The 14,166-nt window shown below is 71.4% G+C and carries 13 protein-coding genes; 9 read left to right on the forward strand and 4 right to left on the reverse strand.

All coding sequences use genetic code 11. The features are described from left to right. The 4 genes from G4D87_RS20240 to G4D87_RS20255 all read left to right on the forward strand — a co-directional run. Positions 1-509: PEGA domain-containing protein (locus G4D87_RS20240; RefSeq protein WP_163783708.1), on the forward strand; the 509-nt coding region annotated here is incomplete at its 5' end. Between the two features lie 96 nt (positions 510-605). After that, the gene (locus tag G4D87_RS20245) at positions 606-1,817 is read left to right on the forward strand and encodes a hypothetical protein (protein WP_240358433.1); all 1,212 of its coding nucleotides are present in this window, start codon (positions 606-608) and stop codon (positions 1,815-1,817) included. A gap of 14 nt (positions 1,818-1,831) precedes the next feature. Next, on the forward strand, positions 1,832-2,806 hold the full coding sequence (locus tag G4D87_RS20250; RefSeq protein ID WP_163783710.1) for a HEAT repeat domain-containing protein: 975 nt from the start codon (positions 1,832-1,834) through the stop codon (positions 2,804-2,806). A 27-nt stretch (positions 2,807-2,833) separates the two neighbouring features. Next, positions 2,834-3,364, forward strand: a complete 531-nt coding sequence (locus G4D87_RS20255) for a hypothetical protein (protein WP_163783711.1) — start codon at positions 2,834-2,836, stop codon at positions 3,362-3,364. A gap of 85 nt (positions 3,365-3,449) precedes the next feature. On the opposite strand, the gene G4D87_RS20260 is transcribed toward G4D87_RS20255, so the two are convergent. Beyond that, the gene (locus G4D87_RS20260; RefSeq protein ID WP_163783712.1) at positions 3,450-4,022 is read right to left on the reverse strand and encodes a glutathione S-transferase family protein; all 573 of its coding nucleotides are present in this window, start codon (positions 4,020-4,022) and stop codon (positions 3,450-3,452) included. Positions 4,023-4,124: 102 nt separating this feature from the next. On the opposite strand from G4D87_RS20260, the gene G4D87_RS20265 reads away from it, so the two are divergent. From G4D87_RS20265 to G4D87_RS20280, 4 genes are all read left to right on the forward strand, one after another. Further along, positions 4,125-5,315 (forward strand): hypothetical protein, encoded by a 1,191-nt coding sequence (locus G4D87_RS20265; RefSeq protein ID WP_205507655.1) that lies wholly within the window; start codon positions 4,125-4,127, stop codon positions 5,313-5,315. Between the two features lie 3 nt (positions 5,316-5,318). Next, positions 5,319-6,629 (forward strand): JmjC domain-containing protein, encoded by a 1,311-nt coding sequence (locus G4D87_RS20270; protein ID WP_163783714.1) that lies wholly within the window; start codon positions 5,319-5,321, stop codon positions 6,627-6,629. Between the two features lie 63 nt (positions 6,630-6,692). After that, the gene (locus tag G4D87_RS20275) at positions 6,693-6,836 is read left to right on the forward strand and encodes a hypothetical protein (protein WP_205507656.1); all 144 of its coding nucleotides are present in this window, start codon (positions 6,693-6,695) and stop codon (positions 6,834-6,836) included. A 120-nt stretch (positions 6,837-6,956) separates the two neighbouring features. After that, on the forward strand, positions 6,957-8,882 hold the full coding sequence (locus G4D87_RS20280) for a DUF4135 domain-containing protein (RefSeq protein WP_240358434.1): 1,926 nt from the start codon (positions 6,957-6,959) through the stop codon (positions 8,880-8,882). Here the strand turns inward: G4D87_RS20280 and G4D87_RS20285 are convergent. The 3 genes from G4D87_RS20285 to treZ form a co-directional block, all read right to left on the reverse strand. After that, positions 8,872-10,308 carry a M20 family metallopeptidase gene (locus G4D87_RS20285; protein ID WP_176412397.1) on the reverse strand — a complete coding sequence of 479 codons (1,437 nt, stop codon included), beginning with the start codon at positions 10,306-10,308 and terminating at the stop codon, positions 8,872-8,874. The genes G4D87_RS20280 and G4D87_RS20285 overlap by 11 nt on opposite strands. A 127-nt stretch (positions 10,309-10,435) precedes the next feature. After that, entirely contained in the window at positions 10,436-11,779 is a 1,344-nt protein-coding gene (locus G4D87_RS20290; RefSeq protein ID WP_163783717.1) for a discoidin domain-containing protein, read from the reverse strand. A 305-nt stretch (positions 11,780-12,084) separates the two neighbouring features. After that, positions 12,085-13,944 carry a malto-oligosyltrehalose trehalohydrolase gene (gene treZ / locus G4D87_RS20295; RefSeq protein WP_163783718.1) on the reverse strand — a complete coding sequence of 620 codons (1,860 nt, stop codon included), beginning with the start codon at positions 13,942-13,944 and terminating at the stop codon, positions 12,085-12,087. Here treZ and G4D87_RS38925 point away from each other — a divergent pair. Next, a partial coding sequence (locus G4D87_RS38925) for a hypothetical protein (protein WP_205507657.1) occupies positions 13,943-14,166 on the forward strand: 224 nt, incomplete at its 3' end. The genes treZ and G4D87_RS38925 overlap by 2 nt on opposite strands.

A 14,166-nucleotide genomic window follows, 5' to 3' on the forward strand; every position in this document is an offset into this window, starting at 1 on the left:
CCCCGGAGCCGCCCCGGCGCATCCCCTGGCTGCCGGTGGCCACCGCGGGGCTGGGCCTGCTCATCGCGGGCGTGGGCATCGTCTTCTTCCGCTCGCCCGCGGACGCCACCCCGGTCCGTCCGCCGGTGGAGGTGGCCGTGCCCCACCAGCCGGAAATCGCGCCCGACGTGCCGCCGCCGCCGCGCATCGACGTCGAGCCGGCGCGCCATGTGAATCTGCCCGTCATCACCGAGCCCCCCGGGGCCCGGGTGAGCGTCAACGGCGAGGCGCGCGGCGAGACGCCGCTGCGGCTGGAGCTGGAGGCCGGAGCCGCCCCGGTGTCGGTGACGCTGGCCCTCAACGGCTACGAGCCCGTGACGCGGCAGGTGTCCGCCACGGACGAGGAGCTGCGGCTGGAGCTGCGGCGCGCCGGAGGCGGCAAGCCCGTCACGGTGACGCCGGCGGCCGGGACGAAGCGGCCCACCCACTCCGGCCAGGGCGGCGGGCTGGGCATCAAGACGGGCCGCTGAGCCCCCGCGCGGGAAAATCCGCGAGAAATGATTTTCTGAGACAACGCGCGCGCCGGGCCCTCAGGGGGAGTGGACCCCCTCACAGGCCCAGGCGCCATGACTCCAGAATCCCTCCACCGTTCCGCCGCTCCCGCTCCGGGCCGTCGCGTGCCCAAGGCGCTGGCGTGGCTCGCGGGCGCGGCCTTGCTCGTGGGAGGCGTGGCGCTGCTGTCGTCGCGCGGCGACGCTGGCGCGTCCTCCGACGCCGAAGCCGGCGGCGCCGCCGCGTCCCGGAAGGGCGCAGCCGGTGGGCGTGGCCACGGCGGGCGCGCGGGCGCGGGTGGGACACAGGAGGAAGCGCCGCCGCCCCCTCGCTTCGACGAGGCCGTGTGCTGGCGCGAGCTGGAGCGCTTCGACGCGGCGGTGACGCTGGAGAACTTCCGCGCGTGGGCCGCGCCGCTGCTCGCGTCGGGGGATTCGCTGGTCGCGGACTACCTGACGGAGCGCCTCACGGAGCTGATTGGCCAGGACCCGGACCGCGCGAGCGAGGTGCTGTCCTGGGCGCGCACCGCGGGGCCTGACGAGTTCAACGTCCTCCTGACGGCGCTGCGCGGCTCGGAGGCGGTGCACCACGCCCAGGTGGCTACCCAGCTCCTGGCGCAGGGCATGGACGCCACGCTCGACGGCGGACGGCGCGCGGGCATCCTGGCCGCGCTGGACACGCAGAAGCGCTTCGAGCCGGCGGCGCTGGACACGCTGACGTCCTTCGCGAAGGACCCCGTCTCCGGCGAGGCGGGCTGGGCCGCCACGCGCACCATCGCCCGCGTCATGAAGCGCGACTTCGAGGCGAAGGGCAACGCCGCGCCGTACATGGACGCGCTGCTCGCCATCGGCACCGAGTCCCCCGACGAGCAGATTCGCTACCTGGCGCTGTCCACGCCCATGCACGCCACGCCCGTGCTGGATGAGCACACCCGCGCCCAGTACGCGAAGGTGCTCACGCAGGAGGGCAGCCCGGACGGACGCGAGGCCGCCGCGCACAACCTCTCCATCTCCGGGGACCCCCAGGAGGTGCTGGAGCTGTTCGCCCAGGCCTTCGCCCGGGAGCAGGAGACGTGCGTGCGGTGGGCCCTCTTCCGCTTCGCCGCGCGCGCATCCGGCCGCGAGGCCCTGCCCGTCATGGCCAACATGGCGATGGCCGACCCGCGCTTCCAGCCGCTCTACCAGATTTTCGAGCAGCTCTACGCGAGCGGGCTCCACGACTTCGTCCGGCTCTGGAACAGCCTGCCCGACCAGGACCCCTTCGGCTGCCTCGTCGGTCACGACTGAGCACGGGAGCTCCCATGAAACGCCTCTGTCTGCTGCTCACGCTTCCCCTCTTCCCCCTGCTGGCCACCGGCGCGCACGCGGCCTCCGCCGACGCGCAGCCCGCGCTCCGGGCCAGCACCTGCTCCGTGCGCGGGCTGATGGATGACCTCCGCCGCGGACTGGGCTCCGGCTCGCCGTCCTACCAGCGCTACCTGCGCACCCTGCTGCGCGAGGCCGCCGTCACGCTGCCGGACGCGGAGCTGCGAGACGCCTTCGCGCGGGAGACGGACCCCGTCATGGCCGAGCACCTGGCGGCGGCGCTGGTGGCCCGCGCGGAGCGGGAAGCGGACCCCCAGGCCATGGACGTGGTGGCCCAGCGCGCGTTGCAGGACGTGGACCCGGCCGTCCGCGCCGCCACGCTGCGGGCCATGCGGCGCACCGGCGCGCTGGAGCGCACGGGTGACTTGTACGAGCGCATGGTGCGGGACGAGTCACCCCAGGTGCGCCAGGAGGCGGCGACCAACCTCATCGAGGACAACGCGCACGTGTACGCCGGCCAGTACGGCCCGGCGGCCGACACGGCGGTGACGGCCGCGGTGGCCTCCTCGGACCCCGAGGTGACGGCGCGCATCCTGGACAACCTCTCCACGGAGAAAATCAGCGCGGAGTCCGCGGAGCGAATCACCTCCCTGCTGCGCAGCGACGACGCGAGCGTGCGCAAGGCCGCCGTCAACGCGCTGGGGGGCGTCCCGGCGGAGCAGATGCAGGGCGCCCGCGAGTCGCTGCTCGCCATGTACCGCGAGGAGCCGGACGAAGGCGTGCGCAAGGCGCTGCTCCAGAGCGTGGCCCAGCTCGGCTTCGACGGCGCGATTGCCGACCTCCAGCGCCTGCGGGACATGGACCCGCGCCTGGCGCGGGAGGCCGACGCGTGGATTCAGGTTCTGGGCATGGGCCTTCAGGAGTGGAGCCTGCTCCTGAGGGAGAAGCAGCGGTTGCAGCAGGCTCCGTGACAGGCAGTCCACTGAAAGGAACACCTCATGCATAGCAGCACCTGGAAGTCCTCACTGGCGGCGTTGGCCGCGGTGGCGCTCATCCCCGCGTCCGTGACGGCGCACACCGTCAAGGGCACCCACACGGGCTCCGTGACGGCCCTGACCCGCTACAGCAGCGGCACCTTCCACGGCGCGGTGGACATCGGCAGCGGTGGCCGGTGCAACTACTGGGGCGCGGAGACGGGCGTGGTCGGCTCGGTCTACTGGGCGGTGACCATCCGCACCAGCGGCGTCGTCTGCTACGGCAGCGGCAGCGGCAACCAGAACGAGGCGCGCCACGTCTGGCAGAGCGGCTGGACGTTCCGCCAGTGGCACTTCATCAAGACGGCGGACTCCCGCAACCGCACGTGTGACCGCTGCCAGGTGGGCAACATCGGCGGCACCGGCAACTCCACCGGGCCCCACGCCCACCTCCAGCAGGACAAGCTGGGGACGAAGGACACGTCCTGGTATCAGGGCTACGTCAGCGTGGGCAGCTCCGTCACGCGCGCGAAGACCATCGGCGTTCTGGACTGACGCACCGGCCCCCGTGGGCCGCCAGGAGGCCCGGACACATTCCCTTTCGGAAGGTCCGGGCCTTCGACCTCGCGCGGTGCGCCGCTCAGCCCAGCTTCATGCCCTTCGGGCGGGCCAGCAGCCGTTCGACGTAGGCCTCCAGCGCGGGACGCCCCGTCCGGCTCCCGAAGATGCGCATCCAGATGAACATCGAGCCAACCATCACATCCGCCGCGGTGAAGCGCTCACCGAACAGGTAGGGGCCCTGGCCCAGCTCACCCTCGATGACGTTCAGCACCGTCTCGAAGTCCGTCCAGCCCCGCGAGGGCCCCGTGGGCAGCTTCATCAGGTGGTCGCCCATGGCGGGCTCCAGCTGCGACGTGGAGTACACCATCAACGACAGGTAGCGCCCCCGGTCCGGGTCACCCGGCTGGGGCGCGAGCCCCGCGTCCGGGAACTTCTCCGCCAGGTAGAGGCAGATGGCCGCGCCCTCGAACAGCCGCGTGTCGCCATCCACCAAGGCTGGCAATTTCCCAGCGGGGTTGATTTTCAAGAACTCAGGCGACTTGTTTTCCTTCTTCTCGAAGTCGATGGGGACGATTTCATACTTCGCGCCGCACTCATCCAGCATCCACTTGGCGATGACGGCGCGGCTTCGGGGATTGAAATAAAGCTTCATCGTCGGACGTGACCTTTCCGGTGGTGGGCAGCCCTGCCTCCTATCAGAACAACCGCACGGCGAAGGACCCGCCGTCAGACTTCGATGGTGGAATCGATGCCCATGCGACATGCCCCCGACTGGGCCCGCTTCGCGAGCACACACTGGGAGCGGACCCCCACGCGGCTGCGGCTGGGCGCTCCGCTGATGTCCCCCGAGCAGGCCTTCCAGGGGCTCGTCTCGGTCAGCGCGCCCTTCCGCCTCGGCACGCGCTTCCGCGCCCTGCCCGACGTGCGCTTCTTCGCGGACACCGCCCGCCTGCGCGCGCCCGGCACGCTCCTGCCCGGGGAGAAGGACGCGGACGCCGCCGCGTATCTCCAGCGCGTCAGCCGAAAGCTCGGCGCCGCGCGCGGCTTCCAGTGCTTCGTGGAGCAGCCGCTCATGGTGGACTACGCGCAGTGGGAGCGCGGGCGTGCCTTCGTCGATGGCGTGCTGGCGCACGTCGGTGTCCCCGTGCTGCCCATCGTCAGCGACCTGTGGCTGGGCCGCTTCGGCGCGCCGCCGCAGGGCGCCGCGCGCCGGGAGCACCATGCCCGCTTCACCGCGGTGCTCCATGGGCGGCTGCGCGCGCGCCAGTGGACGAAGGACGCCCGCAAGGCCTGGACGGTGGAGGCCCAGGCCGGGGACGTGCTGTATGCGCCGTCCCACGTCTGGCAGGAGGAGGCGAGCGACGAGGGCGCGCTGGTGCTGCGGCTGTGGATTCCGGTGCGCGGCAGCGAGCCCCTGGAGGCCGTGAAGGCGCTGGCGGTGAAGCTCCTGGAGGCCCAGGGCGAGCAGGATGACACCGTCCCGTACCTGCCCTATCCCGGGACGCGGGGACGCACGCGCGTGCCCCGGCTGGCGCACGCGGCGAGCGCGCTGCGGGACGTGACGCACGGCCCGGACCTGCGGCAGCTGCTGCGCATCTCCTGGGCCCAGCGCGTCAGCGCCTCCGCGCTGGAGCCGGTGCCTCCGCCGCGCGCCCACGAACCGCTGGAAGAAGACGCCTACGTGCGCAAGACGCCTCCAGGCCGCGTGGTGCGGATGCAGGACAGCCCAGGGCAGTGGCTGTGGGCCGTCAACGGCCACGCCTTCGCCGGTCCAGGGCCCTTCGCGGCGCGCGTGCTGGACGCGCTGGCGCCGGGCGTCCCCGTGCGGGTGGGCGCCCTGTGCGGCCTGGGGCGAGGCGCGGCCCAGCGCGCGCAGGTGCGGACCCTGCTGGAAACCCTTCACGCGCTGCGCGGTATCGAGCGCGTCCCCTCGAAGGAGGCCTGACGCATGGCCCGCATCGACATCCAGCGACGGTTCGACTGGGACACCTTCGTCACGCGCTACTGGAACCAGCGGCCGGTGCTCTACCCGGCGGCAGGCGTCAGTCCCTTCATGGAAGCGGACGTGTTCGACGCGGCGCTCGGGGCCTCGCGCGGCGCCATGGCGCCGCCCACGGCGCTCGAGGCGCGCACGGACGTCCAGTTCACCATCGACCAGGGGCAGCCCGTCCAGTTCGGGCCCTGGCTCCCCCGCGACACCGACGGCTCGCTGGACGGCTACGACACGCGGCTCGCGGAGGCGCTGGGGTCACGCCGCTACGCGCTCATCATCTCCCTGCTACACGCCCATGGCTTCGGGCTCTGGTCCCGGGAGCGGGCCTTCTTCTCCGAGCTCTGGCGGCGCGTGGGGCTGCCCCTGTCGGGCGGCATCACCACGCTGTTCCATGGGAACTACGAGCACAGTCCGGTGGGCGTCCACCTGGACCGCTTCACCACGTTCCTCTTCGCCCTCCGGGGCCGCAAGCGGATGCGCTTCTGGGCCCGGCGTCCGTGGAGCATGCCCGTCACCACCTTGGTGGACTACGCGCCCTACCTGGCGGAGTCCTTCACCGCGGAGGTGGGCCCCGGCGACATCCTCTACTGGCCCGCCAGCTACTACCACGTCGGCGAGAGCGCGAGCCGGGACGTGGCCACCAGCGTCAACGTGGGCATCCCCGTCACCGGACACCAGGTCCGCTATGACGTGGAGGACCTGCTGAGCGCGAGCCGCGCTGACGCACCGCGCGCTCGCGACGCGGCGCGCGGCCGGGCGCTGGTGCCGGACGTGCTCGACGGCGACGGCGTGCTGCCGCGGGAGCTGCCCGTCGCCCTGAGACAGGCCGCCAACACTTTGCGTGAACACAGCCGCGACGCACGAACCCAGGCCCACCTCCGCACCCTGTGGCTCAACCGGCGCTCCGCGGGCGGCTTCGAGCCCCCACCACCTCCCGCGCGGCGGCGGCCCCTCAAGGACACAGACATGATTCACGGGAATAAAAGCTTCCCCATCCTGATGGAGAAGACAGGCACGGGATGGTGCTGCTCAGCCAACGGCAACGCGTTGCATGTTTCAGGCCTTCAGCAACCGGTGAGTAAACTTATCGCGATACTGAACACGGCACGCACGGTGAGCGTGGGTGAGCTCCTGCACCCTTTTCCCTCGCGGGGAGCCATGCCGCTCCGCGTCTCGAACCCGCTGCCCGTGACGCGAGCGGGCATGCGTCGGATGCTGGAAATTCTACTGACATTTCGAGCCATCCATAAAGACATCTCAACTTGACTCTGGGGTTTTACATACTTTACCTTGCTTGAGCAGTCTGACCCCAGCGTGTGGAGGATTCCCATGATGAAGGCGAAGACGAAGGCGAAGGCGTCCAAGCAGACCAAGAAGCTGACCCAGGTGCTGCAGGCGCTGGACAAGACGGTGAAGCCCGCCGGCACCGGGAACGCGCCCGCGAGCTGCTCGCGCTGGATCTACTGCGTCTAGAACACGCGCCACTGGCGCATGAGCTGACGCCTCACACGCGCGTCCCGGCCTCGCCGGGCCGCGCGTTTCTATTTTCACCCCCCGCCGGGGCAGGGCCGACTGATGACGCGAAGGGCGCATGTGCTGCCATCCCTGGCACCAACACCTCCAGCCGCCCCACGCCGCTTTCCTCCGCAGACCCGCCGCCTCCTGGAGGCCGTCCGCAAGGGCCCCGAAGCCAGCGGCTGCTTCCCGCCCATTGTCCGGCCCGGTCCCGAGCGGGTGCTGCGGGTGGCCCGCGCCTTCCAGGGCGCCAGTGACGCCGCGCGACTGGGCGCCCTGCTCTCACGGCCCGCCTTCCAGCCGCTGGTGGACTTCTATGAAGCTGTGGGCGACGGGTGCGACGCCATCGCCCGGCGGCACCCGGGCCTGTTCGGCGCGCGCGTCGTGCGCCTCGGCAACGCGGCGCTGTTCGGCCCGGTGCTGACGGATGCCTTCACGCTGTGCGCCGCCACCCCGGCGTCCCAGGGGCCCCACCCAGGGCTGCTCCGCCTGAGGGACGGGTTCCTGGCCTTCTTCGACCTCTTCGCGAAGCGGCTCGCACGCGACCTGAAGGCCGGGGTCTTCCGCCGCGCGGGCTTCGAGGGCCCCGTCACCCGGCTCTGGACCAACCCCGAGGAGACGCACAACGGACGCCAGCACGTCCTGCGCGTCCAGTTCCGCCGGGGCGGCGCGCTGGCGTACAAGCCCCGGCCCGCGAGCGGAGAGGCCCTCTTCCTGGCGGAGCCGGAGCGGCGTGGCCCACGCGCCTTCTTCGACTGGGTCAACCACCTTCCGGCGGCCTCGGGCGAGGTGCGGCTCCCCACGCTGCGCGTCCTGCGCGGACGAGGCAGGGACGCCTTGGCGTACAGCTGGCAGGACTGGATTGAACGTCCCCGCCAGTGGGGCGTCCTCCGCGCTTCGCCCCAGCTGAAGCTCCACGGCTGCCAGCTGTCGCCGCCCCAGGCCGCGCGCTTCTGGCACCACGCGGGCGCCCTCACCGGCACGTGCTTCGCCGTGGGCGCGGCGGACCTGCTGGGCAGCAACCTGGTGGTGGGCGTCCGGCGCGGGCACCGCGAGCCCCTGCCCTACCTGGTGGACCTGGAGCTGTTCTTCAGTCCCGTGCGCCGCCTCCCGGAGACGGGGCTGATTTCCGACGGCAAGCGGCGCGGCAACCACCACGTCGGCTTCGAGTGGCGCGCCTGGTGGTGCACCACCGGCGGTCCGCTGCTGTGCTTCTTCCCCTCCCGGAGCGGCGCGCTCCAGCTTCGCCCGCGCAGGCGCGCGTGGGCCCGGGAAGAGGCCCGCTCCGTGGTGGCGGACACGGACGGGAACGTGGGCTACGCGGCGCACCTGCTGCCCTTCCTGCGCGGCATGTTCGACGTGTGGACCCGGCTGCTGCTGGAGCACGAACGCGTGACGGCCTTCCTCGCGCGCGCGGCGCGGCGGCACCACGTCCGCGTGCTCGTCAAGTCCTCGAACGTGTATGACGCGCCGCTGGAGCACATGATGCTGGCGTCCCAGGGCCAGGTGCTCGAAACCAGCGACCGGGGCCGCGTGCGCTTCAGCCCGGAGGAGCGCGAGCAGCTGGGCCGCTATGACGTGCCGTACTTCTTCCGCAAGGCGGACGGCGGCCCCCTGCTGATGATGGACGCGCCGCCCGCGTCCACGGCCTTCCGGCCCGTGGGCGAGCAGCAGTTCCTGGAGTCCACGTCGCCTCCCGCCCCCCACATCCTGAGCGGAGCGCAGCTCGGCCTGATGAACCTGGGCGTGGCCCTGCGGGACGCGGTGGACGCCGTCGCCCAGGACGTGCGCCACCGCGTCCAGGAGGCGCCCCAGTGGGGTGTGCGTCTGTCATTGGAGAAGGACGGCCGCACGGGCGCGGTGTCCTTCGACTGGCCGGAGACGGGCAAGCGCCTGACGTTCTCCTGGAACCGCCGCGCCGTGCGCCTCACCGACGAGGCGCTGGACGCGCCGCCCGCTCCCCAGCGTGGGAAGCGGGCCCGGCGCAAGCGGCCTACCGCTTGAAGTGGTCGGCGATGACGCTGGCCACGCAGCAGGTGAGCTTCTTGCCCGTGGGGATGTGGAGGAACTCGTTGGGGCCGTGGGCGTTGCTGCCCGGGCCCAGCAGGCCGGTGATGAGGAACTGCGCCTCCGGGAAGCGCTCGCCCAGCATGCCCATGAAGGGGATGGTGCCGCCCTCGCCCATGGCCATGGCCGGCCGGCCGAAGTAGGTGGCGGACGCGGACTCCACCGCGCTCGACAGCCAGGAGGCCAGCGGCGGCGCGTCCCAGCCGGTGCTGGACTTCTCACCGTTGAACGTCACCTTCGCGCCGTACGGCGGCTCCTCCACCAGCGCCTGCGTCAGCGCCTCCATGGCCACCTTCGGGTCCACGCGCGGCGGGATGCGCATGGACAGCTTCACCGTGGTGAAGGGCCGCAGCACGTTGCCCGCGCTGCTGAGCGCCGGCATGCCGTCCACGCCCGTCACGGACAGCGCCGGACGCCACGTCCGGTTGAGCACCAGCTCCGCGCCGTCGTCCGACATGGGGCGGGTGCCGGGCACCCAGGGGAACTTGGTGAAGACCTCCTCGCCCAGCACCTTGGCCGCCGCGCGGGCCTGCTCGCGCCGCGCCTCCGGAATCTGCGTGTGCAGGGCCTCCACCAACACCTTGCCCGTGGCCTCCTCCTCCACGCGCGACAGCACCTGCCGCAGCACGCGGAAGGACGACGGGACGACGCCGCTCGCGTCTCCGGAGTGCACGCCCTCCGTGAGCACGTCCACCCGCAGGTCGCCGGCCACCATGCCGCGCAGCGACGTGGTCATCCACAGCTGCTCGTAGTTGGCGCAGCCGGAGTCCAGACACACCACCAGCGACGGCTTGCCGATGCGCGGCGCCAGCGCCTCGATGTAGGCCGGCAAGTCGTAGCTGCCGCTCTCCTCGCACGCCTCAATCAGCACCACGCAGCGCGCGTGCGGCAGGCCCTGCTCGCGCAGCAGGCGGATGGCCGTGAGCGACGCGAAGGCGGAGTAGCCGTCATCCGCGCCGCCGCGCCCGTAGAGCTTGTCGCCCTCGCGCACCGGCGTCCACGGCGTCAGGCCCTCGCGCCAGCCCGTCATCTCCGGCTGCTTGTCCAGGTGGCCGTACAAGAGGACGGTGTCGTCGCCCTTCGTCCCGGGCACCTCCATGTAGATGACCGGCGTGCGCTCGCGGCCCTGCTCGTCCTTGAGGCGCACCACCTCCAGCACCAGGCCGGGCAGGTGCTGGGCCTGCGCGAGGCACCAGTCCGCGACGAGCTGGACGGCGGCCTCCATGTGACCGGCGCGGACCCAGTCCGGGTCGAAGGCGGGCGACTTGTTGGGGATGCGGATGTAGCGCTCGAGCGCGGGGAGGATTTCCTGCTCCCAGATGCGGTCGGACGTGTCGGTGGCGGTCTGGACGTTCATGGCCATGTCGGACCGAATCCAGAACACGGGAGAGGGGCCCCTGTCGACAGGGGGAATCCACCACAGGCGCTGAAAACGCCCCGCCCCGGCGCTCCTGGGAGCACCGGGGCGGGCGTCAGCCGACGTCAGCGGCTCACTGCTCCGCGGGGATTTCGCGCACGGACAGCCACTTGAAGTCCACGTCGGTGGCGCTGTCCCAGCGGAACACCGCGATGGGGCCGCCCCAGCTGATGGGCATGGCGTTCACCGCGCCGCCGCAGTGGCTGGCGTCGCCACCCCAGCTGCCCGAGTCCACCATGTCGTAGACCTTCTTCCAGGTGACCTTGTCGGCGTTCTCGTTCAGGTACATCTCCAGGCGCACGGCGTCCTTGCCGTTGACCTTGGTGTTGCGCATCACCGACTTGAAGCCCACCCAGCGGCCGCGGAGCGCGGACGTGCCGGACTTGTACGACGCCTGGTCGTACGAGACGTGCCACGTCTCCTTCTGCCAGCGGACCCGGCCGTCATAGTGCAGCGAGCCCTTGTAGCTGCTGCCCTCGCAGCCGGAGTGGTTGTCGTTGTGCTTGCCGCCGCGCGCGTACCACGCGAAGTTGTCCGAGACGTCGGACACGGAGTTAACCTTGATGAAGCCGGTCATCTCGATGTTCCGCCAGTCGTTCGCCGCCTGCATGTAGCCGCGGCTGGCCAGCACGTCGCGGTCATACGTCGGAATCTTGGACGCGCTGTAGCCCGTGGAGGTGAACACGGACATGCGCACCTGGCTGTCCCTCATCTTCCAGGAGCCGTCCGAGTTGCGGGTGATGGTGTCCTGCGGGTCGAAGCGATTGTCGGACGTCGCGTTGTCCGCCAGGAACCACTGCTCGCCGCCCGACTTGGTCGGGTAGATCATCGTCACCCCGAACTTGTCCTGGGTGGGCTCCGGCTCCGGCTCGGGCTCCGGCTCCGGCTCGGGCTCCGGCTCCGGCTCCGGCTCCGGGACGGTGGCGCCGGAGAGGGCCGCCATGTCCGTGATGCTGCCCCAGGTCGTCTGGGTGCTGCCGTAGAAGGTGACGCGCACGTAGCGGGCGTTCACCGTGGGGAAGGTGACGCGCTCGAAGTCAATCGTCTTCCCGGAGGAGATGCCCACGAAGACGCGGGTGAACGTGGTCCCGTCCGTCGACGTGGAGATGTCGAAGAGGTTGATGCGCTCGTTGCCACGGAACCAGGAGATGTCCAGGCCGTTCAGCGGCTTCACCGAGCCCATGTCGGCGCGAAGCCACTGGCCCGCGCCCAAGGCGGACCAGCGCGTGGCGCTGTTGCCATCAACCGCCATGGCGGGTGGGGTGGGTCCGTCGTAGGAGCTGGCGGTGGCGGTGACGAAGCCTCCAGCGGCCAGCGCGGGCGTCGCGAACGCGCCGACGGCCAGCGAGAACGCGGTGACAGACGTGCGGAAGCGCTTCCATCCCCCCCGGGACGAAGTCGAGTGCTGTCGATTCAAGTGACTACCTCAAGTGAGGCCGCGAGCTCGCGCGGCACCTCGGAGCGGCCAAGAGCCCCTCCGGAGCGCCGCGTTCCCCCCGCGGCGCGTGGACTTCCATTCCCTGGCCGCCCGGGAGCAAGCACCCACACCGACGCGCGGGGGCTTCCTCCTGGAGCGGCCAGCGGTGTTACCGACTCAACGACGGACTGCGGGCCCCAATACCCTTTGAATCGATATGGAATTCCCAACGCATTTCTTGAGCATGTCTTCAGCCATGCCCGCTCGCTCTGCAGTGAAACACACGGCGAAACACCGCGCGTTTCTCAGTCTTTTGCGGGAAGTCTTATCACAGCCAGGACCGAACCCTTCAGCCGCACGGTGTCTGTCTTCAATGGCTGAAATTTTTCGGAGCCGCCGAAGCAAGCATCTTCGGTCCACAGCACCAGCGCCGAGCCGGCGGGCACCGGATGCGCCAGCGCGCCGCGCAGGTTGAGCACCACCTGCAGGCGCTGGCCGCCCCCACGCCGCTCGAGCACCAGGGCGTCCGGCCCCAGGGCCCGGGCCTCATAGGAGCCCCGGCCCGTCTCGCGCAGGGCGGGCTCCGACGCGCGCAGCCGGAGCAGCTCCCGGTAGAGCGCTCGCACGCCCGCATGCCCTGGCTTCGCCGCCTCCGCCCAGTCCAAGCGGGAGCGGGTGAAGGTGTCCTCCGCCTGCGGGTCTGGCACCTCCGCGCCCGCGAAACGCGCGAAGCCGGCGAACTCCTTGCGCCGCCCCTCCGTGACGAGCTTGCCCAGCTCCGCGTTGTGCTCGGTGAAGTAGAGGAAAGGCGTGCTGGCGTTCCACTCCTGCCCCATGAAGAGCAGGGGCGTGTAGGGAGACAGCAGCAGCAGGCCGCTCATGGCGCGGAAGGCCGCGGGGCTCACGTCGCGCCCCAGCCGCTCGCCGAAGGCACGGTTGCCCACCTGGTCGTGGTTCTGGATGCAGTGGACGAAGCGCCAGGGCGCAAGCCCGTCCGCCTTCGTGCCCCGCGCGTGGCCCAGGTTCTTCGACACCTGCCCTTCGTAGAACCAGCCCTGGTTCAGCGTGCGCGCCAGGTCCTCCGTGCTGCCCGTGTAGTCCTGGTAGTAGCCCTCGCTGTCGCCCGCGAAGGCGCGGCGCAGCTGGTGGTGGAAGTCATCCGCCCACACGCCGTCCAGCCCCAGGCCGCCCTCCGACGCGGGGCGCAGCAGGCGCCGCTCGTTGCGCTCGTCCTCGGCGATGACATGCACCTGCCGGCCCGGGGCGCAGGCCCGCGCCCGCTCGGCGATTTCGGTGAGCAGGTGTGGCGTGCCGTCGTCGATGATGGCGTGCGCGGCGTCCAGGCGCAGGCCGTCCAGGTGGTAGTCGGCAATCCACATCTCCACGTTGGCCAGCACCTGGGTCCGCGCGTGGGCGCTGCCTTCGCCGTCGTAGTTCACCGCGTCGCCCCACGGCGTGTGGTGGCGGCCGGTGAAGTAGTGCGGTGAGTACACCCGCAGGTAGTTCCCATCCGGTCCGAAGTGGTTGTAGACGGCGTCCATCAGCACCGCGAGCCCGTGCGCGTGCGCGGCGTCCACCAGCCGGCGCAGCCCCTCCGGACCGCCGTAGTCCCGCAGGGGCGCGAACAGGTTCACGCCGTCGTAGCCCCAGTTGCGCCGCCCCGGAAAGGACGCCACCGGCATCAGCTCCAGCGCGGTGATGCCCAGTTCCTTGAGGCCGGCCAGGCGCGGGATGAGCGCCTCGAAGGTGCCTTCGGGCGTGGCCGTGCCCACGTGCACCTCGTAGAGGACCAGCGCCTGGGGCGCCACGCCCTTCCAGCCCGCGTCCGTCCAGGCGAAGTCTGCCGCCACCACCTCGGACGGCCCATGCACGCCCTGGGGCTGCGAGCGCGACCACGGGTCCGGGAAGGGGCCCTCGCCGTCCACGCGCAGCTTGTAGCGAAGCCCGGCGCCCTGCCCCTCCAGCACCGCGCCGAAGCAGTCGCCGGGCTCCGGCGTCATCGGCAGGACGCGGCCGGGGGTGCCTCGCGCGTCGTGCAGCACCACCTCCACGCGCTGGTGGCCGGGCGCCCAGACCCGCCACCGCACCCGCCCGTCCGCCTCCACCCACGCCCCCAGGACAGGGGCTTTCGACCGCGCCGTCAAAGACTCATCCGCTGAACTCATGGGCGTGTCCCTGTACTGCGTCACCCCTGTCCTTGAGGAGCACTCCGTGCGGCCGGACGCACCCGCCTGGCGGCGGATGTTCACGGGTAGGCATGGCGCCCGGAAGGAATGGGAACCGGCCGACGGTGTTCGTGACGACACCTCGGGCCGGAAGACGACCGTGCGCGGGCGCGCGGCCCGCCTTGTCGGCCCCGCCCACCGCCAGGATGATGCGCCCTCCGG

This window comes from Myxococcus vastator (assembly GCF_010894475.1).
In the GTDB taxonomy this organism is placed as follows: Bacteria; Myxococcota; Myxococcia; order Myxococcales; family Myxococcaceae; genus Myxococcus; species Myxococcus vastator.